Genomic DNA, 15,185 nt, shown 5'->3' on the forward strand with positions numbered 1-15,185 from the left:
GGCGGATTTGCACGTCGCATCAAAGGGTTCATTCGCCCATTGAGGCAGCACTGCGCACAGATTGGAGGCAATCTTGGTTCGTGTCCTTCGCGCCGCCGCAGCTCAAATGGGGCCGACGCAAAAAGCCGATAGCCGCGGGCATACGCTGAAGCGGATGCTCGACATGCTGGAGGAGGCGGCTGGCCGCGGCGCCAGCCTCGTGGTGTTCCCGGAACTCGCCTTCACCACCTTCTTCCCGCGCTGGCTGCTCGAAGGCGACGCGCTCGACCATTATTTCGAGCGTGGCATGCCGAACCCGGCCGTGGCCAAGCTGTTCGACCGCGCGCGGGCGCTGCGCGTCGGCTTCTATGTCGGCTATGCCGAACTGACCCCGGACGGCCGCCGCTACAATTGCGCCATCCTGGTCGATCGTGACGGCGAAATCCTCGGCCGTTATCGCAAGGTGCATCTTCCGGGCTCGGTCGAGCCTCGGGAGGGCGCGCGCTACCAGCAACTCGAGAAGCGCTATTTCGAATATGGTGACCTCGGCTTTCCCGCCTTCCGCGCCGGCTCGGCCTGGGCCCACGCCATCATGGGCATGATGATCTGCAACGATCGCCGCTGGCCGGAATCCTGGCGCGTGCTCGGCCTGCAAGGCGTCGAGCTCGTCTGTATCGGCTACAATTCGGCGGCCTACGATCCCAACGGCGGCACGACGGAAGACGGAGCGCTCCGCACCTTCCACTCGACGCTTGTGGTGCAGGCCAACGCCTATATGAACGCGACCTGGGCGATCTCGGTGGCGAAGGCAGGCGACGAGGACGGCTCCGGATTGATCGGCGGCTCCTGCATCGTCGATCCCAATGGACGAATTGTCGCACAGGCGCAGACGCTCACGGATGAGGTGATCGTCGCCGACGTCGACCTCGATCTCTGCCGCCAGGGCAAGGACAAGATGTTCAACTTCGCCGCCCACCGGCGGCCCGACCAATACAGGGTGATCACCGAGCGCGCCGGCGTCATCGAGCCGGCCGTTCTCGACGCTGACTAACCAAATGGCACGGCGTTAGCAAAGAGATCGGCAAAGGAGCTGACATGACGCGCCTCTCGCACTTCCTCGCTTTCGCAGCCTTGGCTGCCGTGACGTCCGCGCAGGCGGCCGAGCTTCCGGCGGAGATCAAGCAGGCGGGCACGCTGAAGCTCACGGTGAACTCCACCTACGCGCCGATGGAATATCGCGATCCCGCCACCAACGAACTGGTCGGGCTCGACATCGATCTGGCGAACGAACTCGCCAAGCGGCTCGGTGGCCTCAAGATCGTCTGGAGCGAGACGCCGTTCGCCGAGCTGATCCCGTCGCTCCAGACCAAGCGCGCCGACTTCATCATCTCTGGCATCTCCGACCGCGCCTCGCGGCGTGAGACCGCCGATTTCGTCGATTACCTCGCGACCGGTCCGCAGTTCTTCGCGATGGCGGAGAGCGAGGCGAAGGCAGCGACCGATCTCTGCGGCAAGAAGGTCGGCACCACCCGCAGCACCAGCTTCCCGGCCGAGATCGAGAAGTGGAGCAAGCAGAATTGCGAGACGGCCGGCAAGCCCGCCATTCAGTACGTGCCCGGCGAAAACTCGATCGACGTCCGCAACCAGCTCAAGCAGGGTCGCATCGACGCCGCGGTCCAGGGCAGCGAGACCTTGCCCTATGCGCAATCGCAGGAGCCGGGAAAATACCGCGTCATTGGTGCGCAATTGTCTACTGGCTATCAGGGCATCATGTTCCGCAAGGATGACGCCGCCTTGCGCGAAGTGGTGACGGAAAAACTCACCGCCATGATCGCCGATGGCTCCTACAAGGCCGTTCTCGACAAATGGGGCCTTGGCGCCAACGCGGTCACCCAGCCCATGCTGAACGCGGCGCCGCAATGAAGCCGGTGCCGGCACTCGCGGAGGGTTTTCCCGATCTCTCGGGAATGCGGGTCGCGCGCGAGCCGCACTGGTTTCGCTGGATCAGCGCGGCCCTGATCGTCCTTGTGCTGGCCGCGATTGCGCGCGCATTTGCGAACGGCCAGATCGAATGGTCCTATGTCAGCCGATTCCTGACGGCAAAGGTCATCCTCGAAGGCATCGTCAACACCATGGTGATGGCAATGCTGGCGATGGCGCTCGGTATTTTCCTCGGCGTCGTCGTCGCGGTCATGCGGCTGTCACCCAATCCGGTGCTGAAGACGGTGGCCGCCGGCTACACCTGGCTGTTCCGCGGCACGCCGCTGATCCTGCAATTGCTGCTGTGGTTCAACCTCGCGCTGGTGTTTCCGACCATCGGCATTCCCGGCCTGTGGAGCGCGCGCGCGGTCGACGTCATGACGCCGTTCCTCGCCGCGCTGCTCGGGCTTGGCATCAACCAGGGTGCCTATACGTCCGAGGTGATGCGCGCAGGCATGCTGTCGGTCGACATCGGGCAATATGAGGCGGCGCAGGCCATCGGCATGGGACGGCTCCGCGCGTTGCGGCGGATCGTGCTGCCGCAGGCGATGCGCGTGGTGATCCCGCCGCTCGGCAACGAGTTCATCGGCATGGTGAAGGCGACCTCGCTTGCGAGCGTCATCCAGTATCCGGAATTGCTGCACAACGCCGAAAACATCTACTATGCCAATTCCCGCGTGATTGAGCTGCTGATCGTCGCCGGGCTCTGGTACCTGCTCGTGGTCTCGATCCTGACGCCGCTCCAGATGCTGCTCGAACGCCGATTTGCCCGCGGCACATTGCGGCTTGCGCGATGACAAAGCCCCTCGTCGCGATCCGCTCCGTCAGCAAGAGTTTTGGAGAGTTCCAGGCTCTCAGAAGCGTCTCGCTCGACGTCTGGCCCGGCGAGGTGATGTGTCTGATCGGCGCTTCCGGCTCCGGCAAGACCACGCTGCTCCGCTGCATCAACCAGCTTGCCGTCATCGATGCCGGCGGCATCTGGCTCGACGGCGCGCTGCTCGGCGTGCGCGAGCAGGGCGGGAAGCTCCATCGGCTCAGCGAGCGCGAGATCGGGCGGCAGCGGCTGAAGACCGGCATGGTGTTCCAGCGCTTCAATTTGTTTCCGCACAAGACGGCGCTGGAGAACATTACCGAAGGCCCGACCCAGGTTCAGGGGCGCAAATCCGATGAGGTGCGCGCTGAAGCGCTCGAGCTGCTCCGTCGCGTCGGGCTCGCGGCCAAGGCGGACTCGTATCCCGCGCAGCTCTCCGGCGGCCAGCAGCAGCGCGTGGCGATCGCGCGGGCGCTCGCCATGAAGCCGATGCTGATGCTGTTCGACGAGCCGACCAGCGCGCTCGATCCCGAGCTTGTCGGCGAGGTGCTTGCCGTCATGAAGGAGCTGGCGAAGAGCGGCATGACCATGATGGTGGTGACGCACGAGCTCGGCTTCGCCCGCGAGGTCGCCGACCGCGTCGTCTACATGGACCAGGGCGCGATCGTCGAGCAGGGTCGCGCCTCGGACGTGTTGGGCGCGCCGCGCGAGGAGCGCACCAAAGCATTTCTTTCGGCAGTAATCTGAAATGGGGATGTGTTGATGAAGAGACTTTTGGTAGCTGTGGCGCTGTTCGGTGCCATGAGTGTCTCGGCGATGGCCATCGAGCTGCCGGCGGAGATCGCCAAGCGCGGCAGCATCAAGGTGGCGGTGGTGCCGAACTATCCGCCGATGGAGTTTCGCGATCCCGCCACCAACGCGCTGTCGGGCTTCGACATCGATCTCGGCGAGGCGCTCGGGCGCAAGCTCGGCGTCAAGATCGAATGGACCGAGACCAGCTTTGCCGAGTTCATGCCGTCGATTTCGACGGGCCGGGTGGATGCCATCCTGTCCGGCTTCACCGACTATGCGAGCCGGCACGAGATCGCTTCCTTCGTCGATTATTTGCGCAGTGGTCCAAAGTTCTTCGTGCAGCAGTCCCGCGCGTCCGAGTTCAAGGACATGGCGGCGCTATGCGGCAAGAAGGTCGGCGCCAGCCGCCGGACCATGTTTCCGGCTGAGATCGACAAGTGGAGCCAGAAGAATTGCGGCAGCAATTCGATCCAGTTCGTCGGCACCGACGGCTCGGCCGATGCGCGTAACCAGCTTAGGCAGGGCCGTATCGACGCTGCCGTGCAGGGCAACGAAACGCTGCCCTATCTGATGGATCTCGAGCCGGGCACCTATGCGCCGGTCGGCGAGCCCTTCGCGACGCAGTTCACGGGCATCGCGCTGCCGGTTAAGGAGAAGGCGTTGCAGCAGGCGGTGGTCGAGGCGCTCGATGCGCTGATCGCGGACGGCACCTATCGTACCCTGCTTGCCAAGTGGAAACTGAACGACAACGGATTAGAGAAGGCGACCATCAATGCTGGACAGTAAGGCACTCCAGAGCATCCCGCTCGTTCCGGCCAACACCGCGGATCCCGCGCCCGAATATCCCTGGCCGAAGCCGTATAAATCGGCGATGTTCCTCTCCTTCGACGTCGACGCCGAGAGTGCGTGGACCAGCAAGGACGCCGTGCACGCCCAGCGGCTCATCACCATGAGCTATGGCGGCTATGAGGCGCGGGTCGGCACGCCAAAACTGCTGGAGCTGCTCGACCAGCTCGATCTCAAGGCGACGTTCTTCGTCACGGGCTGGTCGGTCGACGCGCATCCGGCAATGGCGGAATCAATCCTCAAGGCCGGTCACGAGATCGGCCATCACGGTTATCACCATCTGTTGCCCGATCCTGGCGATCCCTGGATCGAGGAAGAGCTGGAGCGCGGCTTTGAGGCGCTGAAGCGCCGGCTCGGCGTCAGGCCGACCGGCTATCGAGCGCCTTACGGCGAGTTCACCGAGGAGCTGCGCGTCGCGCTGGTGCGTCACGGCATCGTCTACACCTCCTCGTTCCGCGACGATGTCAGGCCCTATCGCCATCGCCTCGCCGACGGCAAGCCCGGCACGATCGAGCTGCCTGTGACCGCGAGCTATGACGACTGGATGCATGGCCTGTCCGCGCGCTTCAGCCCGCGCTCGATCTTCCCCAAGGAGCACGTGCTCTCGATCTGGAAGGACGAGCTGGATGAGACCAGGGACTGGGGCGCGATGGTGACGACGGTGCTGCATCCGCAATGCAGCGGCCGTCCGATGCGGCTGCGCCTGCTGCGGGAGTTCCTGACCTACGCAAAGTCGTGCCCGGACGTCTGGATCACGACCGGCGAGAAGATCGCGGAAAATTTTCTGCGCCACGAGGCCAGCAACCGCTAGGCAAAGCCATGACCCGTCGTCGCATCCTCGTCATCAACCCCAACTCTTCCGCGTCGGTGACGGCGGCGATCGATGACGCGGTCGGGCCGCTGCGCATCGCCGGTGGGCCCGAGATCGAGGTGGTCGGTCTTGCCGAAGGACCGCCCGGCATCAGCTCGCAGCGCGACGCCGACAGCGTCGTGATGCCGCTGGTCAACCGCGTGTCGCGCGATAAAGCGGATGCCTTCGTGCTCGCCTGCTTCAGCGATCCCGGCCTGCATGCGGTGCGTGAAGCCGCTGGCGGTCGCCCGGTCATGGGCATCGCCGAATGCGGCATCTTTCGCGCACTGATGCTGGGCGAACGGTTTGGCGTGATCGCGCTGTCGCCGTCGAGCATCCGCCGCCAGCAGCGCATGGCGCGGGTGATGGGCGTCGACACCCGCTACGCCGGAAGCTGGTCGGTCGGTGCGAGCGCGGCGGAGACGGCAGGCGCGGACATCCGCGGACGGCTGATCGAAGCCGGCCGCGCGCTGGTGACGCAGTGCCGCGCCGATGTCGTGGTGATGGGCTGCGCCGGCATGGCCTCGCATCGCGCGGCGATTGCGGATGCGATCGGCGTGCCCGTGATCGAGCCGGCACAGCAGGCTGTAGCCGCTGCGATTGTCGCGGTCTTGTTGAACACGTAAAATCTCCTCAGGAGCGTTTTGGAATGCCTATCTCTCGCCGTTCGCTCCTCAAGGCCGCCGCAGCCGTGCCGGCGCTGTCGCTGCCGGGCATTGTGCGCGCTGAATCCCAGAGCACGTTGCGGTTCATCCCCGTCATCGATCTCGCTTTCGTCGATCCCATCTATTCGACCGCGCAGGTGTCGCGAAACCACGGCTTCATGGTCTACGACACGCTCTACGGCATGAGCTCCTCGCTCCAGGTCTCGCCGCAGATGCTGTCGGGCCACGCCATTTCCGGCGACCAGCTCCAGTGGGACCTCAGCCTGCGCGACGGCCTGTTCTGGCACGATGGCGAGCGCGTGCTGGCGCGTGACTGCGTCGCGAGCATCCGCCGCTGGGCGGCGCGTGACGGTTTTGGCGGCGAGCTGATGGAGGCGACCGCCGAGCTCTCGGCCGCCGACGACCGCACCATCCGTTTCCGCCTCAAGCGTCCGTTCCCGCTGCTGCCACAGGCGCTCGGCAAGGCCGCGATCAATGCCTGCTTCATGATGCCGGAGCGGCTGGCGAGCCAGGATCCGTTCAAGCCGCTGACCGAAGTCATCGGCAGCGGTCCGTTCCGCTATCTCGCCGACGAGCGCGTGCAGGGCGCCCGCAACGCCTATGCCAAATTCGATCGCTATCAGCCGCGCACCGACGGCAAGCCGGATTGGACCGCGGGGCCGAAGATCGTGCATTACGATCGCGTGGTCTGGACCACCACGCCCGATGCCGGCACCGGCGTTGCCGCGCTCCAGACCGGCGAACAGGACTGGCAGGAGACCACGCCGCACGATCTGTTGCCGATCATCAAGGCGGCCGGCGACATCGAGACGCGGATTCTCGATCCCCGTGGTTACGCCTGCATGCTGCGCCTCAATCACCTCCAGCCGCCGTTCGACAATCCAGCAATCCGCCGCGCGTTGTTGGGCGCGATCGATCAATCCGCGTTCATGACGGCGGTGGCCGGCACCGATCCGGCGTTCCAGGTCTCGCCGATCGGCTTCTTCGCGCCTGGTACGCCGATGGCGAGCGAGGTCGGCCTCGACGTGTTCCGTGGCCCGCGCGATTATGCCAAGGTCAAGGCTGACCTCAAGGCCGCCGGCTACAATGGCGAGAAGATCGTGGTGCTGGTGCCCACCAACTCGCTGGCGCAGAAGCCGCTCGGCGAGATCGCTGTCGACTCACTGCGCAAGGCCGGCATGAACGTCGAATATGCCGGGCTCGATTTCGCCGTCGTGTTGCAGCGCCAGCTGAAGAAGGATCCGATCGGGCAGGGCGGCTGGAGCGCCGCGGTCGGCAATTGGCAGGGCATCGACTGGCTCAATCCTGCCGGCAACACCAATATCCGCGGCGAAGGCAAGGTTGCCGGCTGGTATGCGAGCGAGAAGATGGGGACCTTGCGCAGCCAGTGGTTGGCGGCCTCCGCGCTCGCGGAGCAGCAGCGCATCTGCCGCGAGATCCAGGCAGTCGCCTTCCAGGAAATCCCCTATATTCCGGTCGGCCTGTACAAGCAGCCGACCGCCTATCGCCAGGCCATCACCGGCATTCTCGACGGCACCGCCGTCTTCTGGAACGTACGCCCCACATGAGCACCAAAGCAATCTTCGGCAGCTATGTGCTGTCACGCAAGGACGGCGCGCAGGATGTGCTGCGCGACCATTGGGTTCTGGTCGAAGGCAAGAAGATCGCCGCGGTCACGCGCGACAAGCCGCACGCGGATGAGGTCTACGACCGCCCCGGCCGCTTCGTGCTGCCGGGCTTGCTCAACCTGCACAATCACTGCTTCTCTGAAGCCGTGGCGCGCAGCCACACCGAGGACGGCAACGGCCGCAAGAACAACCAAAGCATCGTCTATACGGTGCTGCTGCCGTTGACCAAGCGCGGCGCCGATATCTTGTCGGCGGAAGAGCGCATGGCGGTGGCGCGGCTCGGCATCCTTCAGCTTCTGAAGGGTGGTGCCACCACGGTGATGGAGCCGTTCCGCAATTCGATCCCCGAGATGTTCGACGCGGCCGAGGAGATGGGCATCCGCTTCTACGGCGCGCCCTATCTGTTCTCGACGTCGGACGCCAAGGCCGGCGCCGATGGCGTGGTGCGCTATTCCGGTGACGATGGCACCGCCGACATGGCGACCTGGGACGCACTCTACCAGCGCTGGAACAATCGCGGCGACGGCCGCATCAGCCTCGCGATGAGCCCGCACGCCACCGACACCTGCGGTCCCGATCTGCTGAAGGCCTGCGCGGTGAGAGCGCGCGAGCTGGGCGTGCCCATCACCACGCACATGGCGCAGAGCCGCGCCGAGGTCGAGACCATCGGCAAGCGCTATGGCGGCCGCACTCCGGCGCAATATCTCGACTGGCTCGGCCTGCTGGCGCCCGACCTGATGGCCGCGCATTGCATGTTCAGCAGCGATGACGATCTCAAGCTGATGGCCGCGCGCGGCATGACCGTCCTGAATTGCCCGCGCGTATTTGCGCGCGCCGGCGTCACTGCAGCGTTCAGCCGGTTCGCCGAACATGGCGTACGGACCGTGGTCGGCACCGACGGCTACAACATGGATTTGCTCGGTGAGCTCAATGCGGCCTCGCTGATCTCCAAGGTCACGTCGCAGCGCGCCGATGTCGCGAACTCGCCGGAGCTGATCGAGGCGAACACGGCCGTTGCCGCCGATGTCATCAAGCGCCCCGATCTCGGCCGGATCGAGCCCGGCGCGACTGCCGATCTCACCGTGGTCGATCTCACCCATCCGCATCTGCAGCCGCTGTTCGATCCCCGCCGCGCGCTGATCGCGCTCGCCAACCGCGCCAATATCGATCAGGCCATGGTCGACGGCCGCATGCTGGTCGATGAGGGGCGTTTTCTTGGCGCCGACGAAGCCGCGATCACGGCGGCAGGGAGTGCCGCGATCGGCAAGATCTGGGATCTCCCCGAGGCGCAGGCGGCGTTCAACGGCTGAGCGTTCCTTTTGGGCGCTAGATCGTCGCCACGAGGAAAGCGCGCTCCCTTTCCCGCTTGCGGGGGGAGGGCTGGGGTGGGGGTGTCTCCGCAACGGGACACTCCCCTAGAGGAGAGAACCCCCACCCGGCGCTCCGCGCCGACCTCCCCCGCAAGCGGGAGAGGTTGCAGCGACCCCGTGGCCAGATCGCTCTAACCCAAAGGCGTTCGGCCTAATCGTCGAATTCAACCAGCGCCTTGCGCACGGTCTCGACCAGATCCAGCGCCACCGGCGAGGCACTGCGCTGCGCCGGGAGAACCGCCGAGAATTCGAAGTCTATGCGCGGCAGGAAGCGGCGCACGACGATGCCGCGGGTGGAAAATTCCTGCGCGGTGAAGGGGTCGCAGATCGCGACCCCAAGCCCCGACGACACCATGCCGCACATGATCTCCGACAGCGCGGTCTCCACCCGCAGTACGCGGCGGACGTCGTGACGGTGAAACACCTGGTCGACGAGATGGCGGCTCGCCGATCCAGCCGACAGCGAGATGAAGGTCTCGCCTTCGAAATCACCGGGCTCCAGCACTTCTTTTTCCGCGAGGCGATGTCCGGTCGGCAGAACTGCGACGCGCGCCAGCGCCGGCAGCCGCAGGCTGGGCAGGCCGGAATGCACAATCGGCACCTCGGCAAAGCCGACGTCGCATTGGTTGTTGAGCACCCAGTCGACCACGATCGGCGAGATCACGCCGAAAAAGGCGAGGTTGAGGTTCGGCCGCTCCTTCAGAAAATGTCCCGCGAGCCGCGGCAGATAGCCGTTCGACAGCGCCGGCAGTGCTGCGATCCGCAGCGAGCCGGTGCGGCGGCTGCGGATTTCCTCGGCTGCCGCAGTGATGCGTTCGAGGCCGACAAAGGAACGCTCGACCTCGGTATAGAGCGCGGTCGCCGCGGCGGTCGGCACCAGGCCCGTGCCGCGCCGCTCGAACAGCTCGGTTTTCAGCAATGCCTGGAAGTCGCGCAGCAACCGGCTGACCGCCGGCTGCGTCACCGCCATCAGCTTGGCCGCCTCGGTGACGCTGCCGGTCAGCATCATCGCCCGAAAGGCCTCGACCTGCCGCGAATTGATCCGCGCCATCTACCATCCTATTCATAACATTTAGGCATGCAGACGGTGCCATTATTCATTGGACGATGGAAGCCTAGGTTTGCGATCTTTTTCATCAGGACTGGAGACAGCCCGCTTTTTCGGCAGATTGGAGGGGTTCAAACCTTCACATCGCGCCAAAACCCGCCGAACAGGGGCCGGAGCCCTGATCGGAAGCGGATTTGCGCGGAAGGAAATGCGGCAGGCGCTTCGGTCAGCGAGACTCGTCGGCACGTCACCTCATTCCGGTATTGGAGATCGGTCCATATGAAGACTCTTCGCCTTCTGACAGCGGTCAGCATTGCGGCGCTCATTGCCGCCCCGTCGGTCGCCTCGGCCCAGCAAAAGACGCTCTATGTCGCCGGCTACGGCGGCTCGTTCGAGAAGACGATCCGCGACGAGGTGATCCCGGCCTTCGAGAAGGAGAACGGGGTCAAGGTCGAATACGTCGCCGGCAACTCCACCGACACGCTGGCAAAACTCCAGGCGCAGAAGGGCAATCAGCAGATCGACGTCGCCATCGTCGACGACGGTCCGATGTACCAGGCGATCCAGCTCGGCTTCTGTGGCAAGCTCGAGGGACTGCCGGCCGATCTCTACGACACCGCGCGCTTCAAGGACGATCGCGCCGTTGCGATCGGCATCGTCGCCACCGGCCTGATGTACAACACCAAGGTGTTTGCCGAGAAAGGCTGGGCGCCGCCGACCTCGTGGAACGATTTGAAGGACACGAAATACGCAAAACAGCTCGTGATCCCGCCGATCAACAACACCTACGGTCTCGAAGCGCTGGTAATGCTGTCGAAGATGAATGGCGGCGGCGAAACCAACGTCGATTCCGGCTTCAAGATATTCAAGGAACAGATCAATCCGAACGTGCTCGCCTACGAGCCGTCGCCGGGCAAGATGACCGAGCTGTTCCAGTCCGGCCAGGCCGTGATCGCGGTGTGGGGCACCGGTCGTGTGCAGAGCTTTGCCAATACCGGCTTCCCCGTCGACTTCGTCTATCCGAAGGAAGGCGCCGCAACGCTGCTGACGACGGCGTGTCCGATCACCAAGCCCAACGCCTCGCCGTTGGCCTCCAGCTTCGTCAAGATGTTGCTCGAGCCGAAAATCCAGCTCGTGATGCTGAAGGACTACGGCTATGGCCCGGTGCTGAAATCGCTGGTGATCCCGCCGGAGCTCGGCAAGATGGCGCCGATCGGTGAGCGCGCGGCAAAGCTCTATAATCCAGATTGGACCGTCATCAACGAGAAGCGCGAGGAGTGGACCAAGCGCTGGAACCGCGAGGTCGAGCGTTGATCTGATCGTTCGCGGAGAAAGCGTCATGGCCTATCTCGAGCTCGATCGGGTCGCCAAACAGTTCGGTGCGCAGACTGTGGTCGACGACTTCAGTCTCGCCGTGGGCAAGGGGGAGTTCATCTCCTTCCTTGGCCCGTCCGGCTGCGGCAAGACCACGACGTTGCAGATGATCGCGGGCTTCGTTGACCCCACGCGCGGCGCGATCCGCCTGGAGGACAAGAACCTGGCCGCGATCCATCCGGCCAAGCGCGGGCTCGGGATCGTGTTCCAGAGCTATGCGCTGTTTCCGCACATGACCGCGGCGGAGAACGTCGCGTTCGGTCTGGAGATGCGCAACGTGCCGCGCGGCGAGCGGGCCGAGCGCGTTCGTGCCGCGCTCGCGATGGTGGGTCTCGCCGGCTACGAGGACCGCCATCCGCGCCGCATGTCCGGCGGCCAGCAGCAGCGCGTCGCGCTGGCGCGCGCGCTGGTAATCAAGCCGAGCGTGCTGCTGCTCGACGAGCCGCTGTCAAATCTCGACGCAAAATTGCGTGAGGAGATGCAGATCGAGCTGCGCCAGATCCAGCGCACCATCGGCACCACTACGATCCTGGTCACCCACGACCAGAACGAGGCGATGTCGCTGTCCGACCGCATCGTGGTGATGAGCCAAGGCAAGATCGAGCAGATCGGCACGCCGCAGGAAACTTACGAGCGGCCGGCTTCTGCCTTCGTCTCGCAATTTCTCGGCAAGACGAATGACTTTGCCGGGACGATCGACCGGACTGTCGTGCCCACGCAGCTCGTGGCGGGTTCCTGGCGCGCGCCGGCGCCGGCTGGTCTCAGTGGTCCCGTGACCGTCAGCGTTCGCCCCGAAAGAATCGGCTTTGGCGATGCAGGGCTCAGCGCAAAAATCATGACGCGTATCTTCCAAGGCAATCACTGGCTGTTCCAATGCGACAGCGAATGCGGCCCGGCGATTGTGATCCGCCAGAACGATGGTCAGGCGCAGCCGGCCGAGGGCGATGCGGTTCGCCTCACCTGGCGGCCCGAGGATATGAGCGTGCGCGCGAGGGCCGGCGCATGAGCACGGCCGCTGATGAACGCAACGCGCGCGCGCCATGGGCGCTGACCGCGCCCGCCTTGATGCTGTTCGTCGGCGTGCTCCTGATTCCGCTGGCGATGACGGTGATGCTGTCATTCCACGATTGGGGCCAGTACAAGGGCATCGAGCCGGTCTTCATCCTCAAGAACTGGCACGAGATCGCGACTGATCCCTATTACGCCGAGATGTTCTGGCGGACCTTTCGCATCGCGATCCTGACCACGCTGCTCACCGCATTGCTCGGCGCGCCCGAGGCCTACATCCTCAATCGCATGAGCGGCCGCTGGAAGAGCATTTTCCTGCTGGTCATCCTCGGTCCGCTCTTGATTTCAGTGGTGGCGCGCACGCTCGGCTGGGCGCTGCTGTTCGGCGGCAACAACGGCCTCGTCAACAAGCTCTTGATGTCGGCCGGTGTCATCCGCTCCCCCATTCCCTTCATGTTCACCGAAACAGGCATGGTGGTCGCGCTCGCACATGTGATGATGCCGTTCATGGTGCTGTCGGTATGGGCGGCACTGCAAAGGCTCGATCCGCAGATCGAGAATGCCGCGATGTCGCTCGGCGCGGGGCCTGTGACCATCATCCGCCGCATCATCATGCCGCAAATCATGCCGGGCGTGCTGTCGGGCGCGATCATCGTGTTTTCGCTCTCGGCCAGCGCGTTTGCGACGCCGGCGATCATCGGGGGGCGCCGGCTCAAGGTCGCGGCGACGCTCGCCTATGACGAATTCCTCAACACGCTGAACTGGCCGCTCGGCGCTGCCGTTGCCACGCTGCTGCTGGTCGCACTTGTGCTGATCGTGGTCGGCAGCAACGCGCTGATCGAGCGCCGTTATGCGGAGGTGTTCCGATGAGCCGGAACGGCCCGCTGGCGCTGATCTTCCACACCATCTTCGTCATCGTGATGGTGGCGCCGATCCTCGTGGTTTGCCTGGTCGCCTTCACGCCCGAAGGTTTTCTGTCGCTGCCGACCAACGGCTTTTCACTGCGCTGGTTCAGGGCGATCGCGAACTACCCCGAATTCATCCACGCCTTCTGGGTGAGCCTTGGGCTGGGTGCGCTGTCCTCGTTCGTCGCATTGTTGTTCGCAGTGCCCGCAGCACTCGCGCTCGCGCGCTATCGCTTCCGTGGCCGCGATGCGCTCGCAGCTCTGTTCCTGTCGCCGCTGATGATCCCGCATGTGGTGCTTGGCATCGCCTTCCTGCGCTTCTTCACCTCGGCTGGCCTCGGCGGTAGTTTTGCAGCATTGATCATTGCGCATGTCATCATCGTGTTTCCGTTCGCGCTGCGGCTGACGCTCGCGGCCGCGACCGGCATGGATCTCTCGGTCGAGATGGCCGCGGTGTCGCTCGGCGCCAATGGCTGGACGCTGTTCCGCCGCGTCACGCTGCCGCTGATCCTGCCAGGCGTCATCAGCGGCTGGGCGCTGGCCTTCATCCAGTCCTTTGATGATCTGACCATGACCGTCTTCCTCGCCGCGCCCGGCACCGAGACGCTGCCGGTGCGCATGTTCCTTTATATCCAGGACAACATCGATCCGCTGGTGACGTCAGTCTCGGCCTGCGTGATCGCGATTACCATGACCGCCCTCATTCTGCTCGACCGCTTCTACGGGCTCGACCGTGTGCTCGCCGGCAAGGGCGATACGGGACGATAGGAGAACTCATGCGAACTGAATATGACGTCGCCGTCGTCGGTGGCGGACTGCTCGGCTCCGCCATCGCCTGGGGCCTCGGCCGGCTCGGCAAGAGCGTGGCCGTGCTCGACGAAGGCGATATCACCAAGCGTGCCTCGCGCGCGAACTTTGCGCTGGTGTGGGTGCAGAGCAAGGGCCTGGGCATGCCGGCCTATACGGTCTGGACTGTGCAGGCGTCGCAGGCGTGGGGCCGGCTTGCCTCCGAGCTGAAGCAGCAGACCGGTCTCGACGTCAGCCTCCAGCAGAATGGCGGCTTTCACCTGGCGCTCGGCGAGGACGAATTCGGCCAGCGCGCCGAGCTGGTCAAGCGCATGCACAACCAGAGCGGTGCTGCCGATTACAAGATGGAGATGCTCTCCGCATCCGAGGTCAAGAAGTCGCTGCCGCTGATCGGCCCGGAGGTCTCCGGCGGCAGCTATTGTCCGCTCGATGGCCACGTCAATTCGCTGCGCACCTTTCGCGCGTTCCACACCGGTTTCAAGGCATTCGGCATCGACTATTTTCCGGAGCAACCGGTCTCGGCGATCAGCAAGAGCGGTGGCGAGTTCCGCCTGACCACGCCGAAGGGCGAGCTACGCGCCGCCAAGATCGTGCTCGCCGCCGGCAATGCCAACCAGACGCTGGCGCCGATGGTCGGCCTCTACGCGCCGATGGGGCCGACCCGCGGGCAGATCGTGGTGACCGAGCGCACCATGCCGTTCCTGCCGCATCCGCTGACCACGATCCGCCAGACCGACGAGGGCACGGTGATGATCGGCGACAGCAAGGAAGACGAGCTGGACGATCGCACGCTGAAACATTCGATCAGCGCGGTGATGACCGATCGCGCCCAGCGCATGTTCCCGCATTTGTCGCGACTCAACGTGGTCAGGAGCTGGGCCGGCATCCGCGTCATGCCGCAGGACGGTTTTCCGATCTACGACCAGTCGGAGACGCATCCCGGCGCCTTCGTCGCCTGCTGCCATTCCGGCGTGACGCTCGCCTCCAACCACGCGTTCGAGATCGCCCGCATGGTCGCGCAGGGCGCGCTCGAGCCGGAGCTGGTTGGCGCATTCTCGGCCAGCCGTTTTGGCGGCGCGGGTACCGCGAACAACAGCGGCTACTAGGGATATTGAAGGAACC

15 protein-coding genes are annotated in these 15,185 nt (G+C 64.7%); 14 read left to right on the plus strand and 1 reads right to left on the minus strand.

All coding sequences use genetic code 11. From position 1 onward, the window contains the following. Nucleotides 1-73 precede the first annotated feature (73 nt). Genes B5V03_RS35900 through B5V03_RS35940 form a run of 9 tightly spaced genes read left to right on the plus strand, consistent with a single transcriptional unit; the run spans nucleotide 74 to nucleotide 8,861 of the window. A complete protein-coding gene (locus tag B5V03_RS35900) occupies nucleotides 74-1,030 on the plus strand; it encodes an N-carbamoyl-D-amino-acid hydrolase (RefSeq protein WP_129275105.1) in 957 nt (318 codons plus the stop codon). A gap of 44 nt (nucleotides 1,031-1,074) precedes the next feature. Next, on the plus strand, nucleotides 1,075-1,902 hold the full coding sequence (locus tag B5V03_RS35905; RefSeq protein ID WP_129275106.1) for an ABC transporter substrate-binding protein: 828 nt from the start codon (nucleotides 1,075-1,077) through the stop codon (nucleotides 1,900-1,902). Continuing rightward, the gene (locus tag B5V03_RS35910) at nucleotides 1,899-2,756 is read left to right on the plus strand and encodes an amino acid ABC transporter permease (protein ID WP_164988513.1); all 858 of its coding nucleotides are present in this window, start codon (nucleotides 1,899-1,901) and stop codon (nucleotides 2,754-2,756) included. The genes B5V03_RS35905 and B5V03_RS35910 overlap by 4 nt, the downstream gene beginning before the upstream one ends. Continuing rightward, the gene (locus tag B5V03_RS35915; protein ID WP_129275108.1) at nucleotides 2,753-3,517 is read left to right on the plus strand and encodes an amino acid ABC transporter ATP-binding protein; all 765 of its coding nucleotides are present in this window, start codon (nucleotides 2,753-2,755) and stop codon (nucleotides 3,515-3,517) included. Before B5V03_RS35910 ends, B5V03_RS35915 begins: the two co-directional genes overlap by 4 nt. 15 nt (nucleotides 3,518-3,532) lie before the next feature. Then, nucleotides 3,533-4,348, plus strand: a complete 816-nt coding sequence (locus B5V03_RS35920) for an ABC transporter substrate-binding protein (protein WP_007596398.1) — start codon at nucleotides 3,533-3,535, stop codon at nucleotides 4,346-4,348. Further along, the gene (locus tag B5V03_RS35925) at nucleotides 4,335-5,219 is read left to right on the plus strand and encodes a polysaccharide deacetylase family protein (protein ID WP_129275109.1); all 885 of its coding nucleotides are present in this window, start codon (nucleotides 4,335-4,337) and stop codon (nucleotides 5,217-5,219) included. Before B5V03_RS35920 ends, B5V03_RS35925 begins: the two co-directional genes overlap by 14 nt. Nucleotides 5,220-5,227: 8 nt before the next feature. Next, a complete protein-coding gene (locus B5V03_RS35930; protein WP_129275110.1) occupies nucleotides 5,228-5,884 on the plus strand; it encodes an aspartate/glutamate racemase family protein in 657 nt (218 codons plus the stop codon). Between the two features lie 23 nt (nucleotides 5,885-5,907). After that, nucleotides 5,908-7,491 (plus strand): ABC transporter substrate-binding protein, encoded by a 1,584-nt coding sequence (locus B5V03_RS35935; protein WP_129275111.1) that lies wholly within the window; start codon nucleotides 5,908-5,910, stop codon nucleotides 7,489-7,491. Further along, nucleotides 7,488-8,861 (plus strand): amidohydrolase family protein, encoded by a 1,374-nt coding sequence (locus B5V03_RS35940; RefSeq protein ID WP_129275112.1) that lies wholly within the window; start codon nucleotides 7,488-7,490, stop codon nucleotides 8,859-8,861. Before B5V03_RS35935 ends, B5V03_RS35940 begins: the two co-directional genes overlap by 4 nt. Before the next feature lie 211 nt (nucleotides 8,862-9,072). Here B5V03_RS35940 and B5V03_RS35945 read toward each other — a convergent pair whose 3' ends face one another. Beyond that, nucleotides 9,073-9,972 carry a LysR substrate-binding domain-containing protein gene (locus B5V03_RS35945; protein ID WP_129275113.1) on the minus strand — a complete coding sequence of 300 codons (900 nt, stop codon included), beginning with the start codon at nucleotides 9,970-9,972 and terminating at the stop codon, nucleotides 9,073-9,075. Nucleotides 9,973-10,248: 276 nt separating this feature from the next. Here B5V03_RS35945 and B5V03_RS35950 point away from each other — a divergent pair, with 276 nt between their 5' ends. From B5V03_RS35950 to B5V03_RS35970, 5 genes are read left to right on the plus strand one after another with little or no spacing between them, the layout of a single operon-like run. Further along, nucleotides 10,249-11,283, plus strand: coding sequence for an ABC transporter substrate-binding protein (locus B5V03_RS35950; RefSeq protein ID WP_164988514.1), 1,035 nt, complete (start codon nucleotides 10,249-10,251; stop codon nucleotides 11,281-11,283). A gap of 25 nt (nucleotides 11,284-11,308) precedes the next feature. After that, a complete protein-coding gene (locus B5V03_RS35955) occupies nucleotides 11,309-12,349 on the plus strand; it encodes an ABC transporter ATP-binding protein (RefSeq protein WP_129275115.1) in 1,041 nt (346 codons plus the stop codon). Beyond that, nucleotides 12,346-13,221, plus strand: coding sequence for an ABC transporter permease (locus tag B5V03_RS35960; RefSeq protein ID WP_129275116.1), 876 nt, complete (start codon nucleotides 12,346-12,348; stop codon nucleotides 13,219-13,221). The genes B5V03_RS35955 and B5V03_RS35960 overlap by 4 nt, the downstream gene beginning before the upstream one ends. Continuing rightward, nucleotides 13,218-14,024, plus strand: coding sequence for an ABC transporter permease (locus tag B5V03_RS35965; RefSeq protein WP_129275117.1), 807 nt, complete (start codon nucleotides 13,218-13,220; stop codon nucleotides 14,022-14,024). The genes B5V03_RS35960 and B5V03_RS35965 overlap by 4 nt, the downstream gene beginning before the upstream one ends. Nucleotides 14,025-14,032: 8 nt before the next feature. Next, the gene (locus tag B5V03_RS35970; RefSeq protein WP_129275118.1) at nucleotides 14,033-15,169 is read left to right on the plus strand and encodes an NAD(P)/FAD-dependent oxidoreductase; all 1,137 of its coding nucleotides are present in this window, start codon (nucleotides 14,033-14,035) and stop codon (nucleotides 15,167-15,169) included. The last annotated feature ends 16 nt before the right edge of the window (nucleotides 15,170-15,185 follow it).

This window comes from Bradyrhizobium betae (genome assembly GCF_004123905.1).
In the GTDB taxonomy this organism is placed as follows: domain Bacteria; phylum Pseudomonadota; class Alphaproteobacteria; order Rhizobiales; family Xanthobacteraceae; genus Bradyrhizobium; species Bradyrhizobium betae_A.

Excerpts from the sequence above, each read along its gene's own strand:
- B5V03_RS35905 (WP_129275106.1), top strand. The coding sequence starts at position 1,075 with ATGACGCGCCTCTCGCACTTCCTCGCTTTCGCAGCCTTGGCTGCCGTG.
- B5V03_RS35910 (WP_164988513.1), top strand. The coding sequence starts at position 1,899 with ATGAAGCCGGTGCCGGCACTCGCGGAGGGTTTTCCCGATCTCTCGGGA.
- B5V03_RS35915 (WP_129275108.1), top strand. The coding sequence starts at position 2,753 with ATGACAAAGCCCCTCGTCGCGATCCGCTCCGTCAGCAAGAGTTTTGGA.
- B5V03_RS35920 (WP_007596398.1), top strand. The coding sequence starts at position 3,533 with ATGAAGAGACTTTTGGTAGCTGTGGCGCTGTTCGGTGCCATGAGTGTC.
- B5V03_RS35925 (WP_129275109.1), top strand. The coding sequence starts at position 4,335 with ATGCTGGACAGTAAGGCACTCCAGAGCATCCCGCTCGTTCCGGCCAAC.
- B5V03_RS35930 (WP_129275110.1), top strand. The coding sequence starts at position 5,228 with ATGACCCGTCGTCGCATCCTCGTCATCAACCCCAACTCTTCCGCGTCG.
- B5V03_RS35935 (WP_129275111.1), top strand. The coding sequence starts at position 5,908 with ATGCCTATCTCTCGCCGTTCGCTCCTCAAGGCCGCCGCAGCCGTGCCG.
- B5V03_RS35940 (WP_129275112.1), top strand. The coding sequence starts at position 7,488 with ATGAGCACCAAAGCAATCTTCGGCAGCTATGTGCTGTCACGCAAGGAC.
- B5V03_RS35945 (WP_129275113.1), bottom strand. The coding sequence starts at position 9,972 with ATGGCGCGGATCAATTCGCGGCAGGTCGAGGCCTTTCGGGCGATGATG.
- B5V03_RS35950 (WP_164988514.1), top strand. The coding sequence starts at position 10,249 with ATGAAGACTCTTCGCCTTCTGACAGCGGTCAGCATTGCGGCGCTCATT.
- B5V03_RS35955 (WP_129275115.1), top strand. The coding sequence starts at position 11,309 with ATGGCCTATCTCGAGCTCGATCGGGTCGCCAAACAGTTCGGTGCGCAG.
- B5V03_RS35960 (WP_129275116.1), top strand. The coding sequence starts at position 12,346 with ATGAGCACGGCCGCTGATGAACGCAACGCGCGCGCGCCATGGGCGCTG.
- B5V03_RS35965 (WP_129275117.1), top strand. The coding sequence starts at position 13,218 with ATGAGCCGGAACGGCCCGCTGGCGCTGATCTTCCACACCATCTTCGTC.
- B5V03_RS35970 (WP_129275118.1), top strand. The coding sequence starts at position 14,033 with ATGCGAACTGAATATGACGTCGCCGTCGTCGGTGGCGGACTGCTCGGC.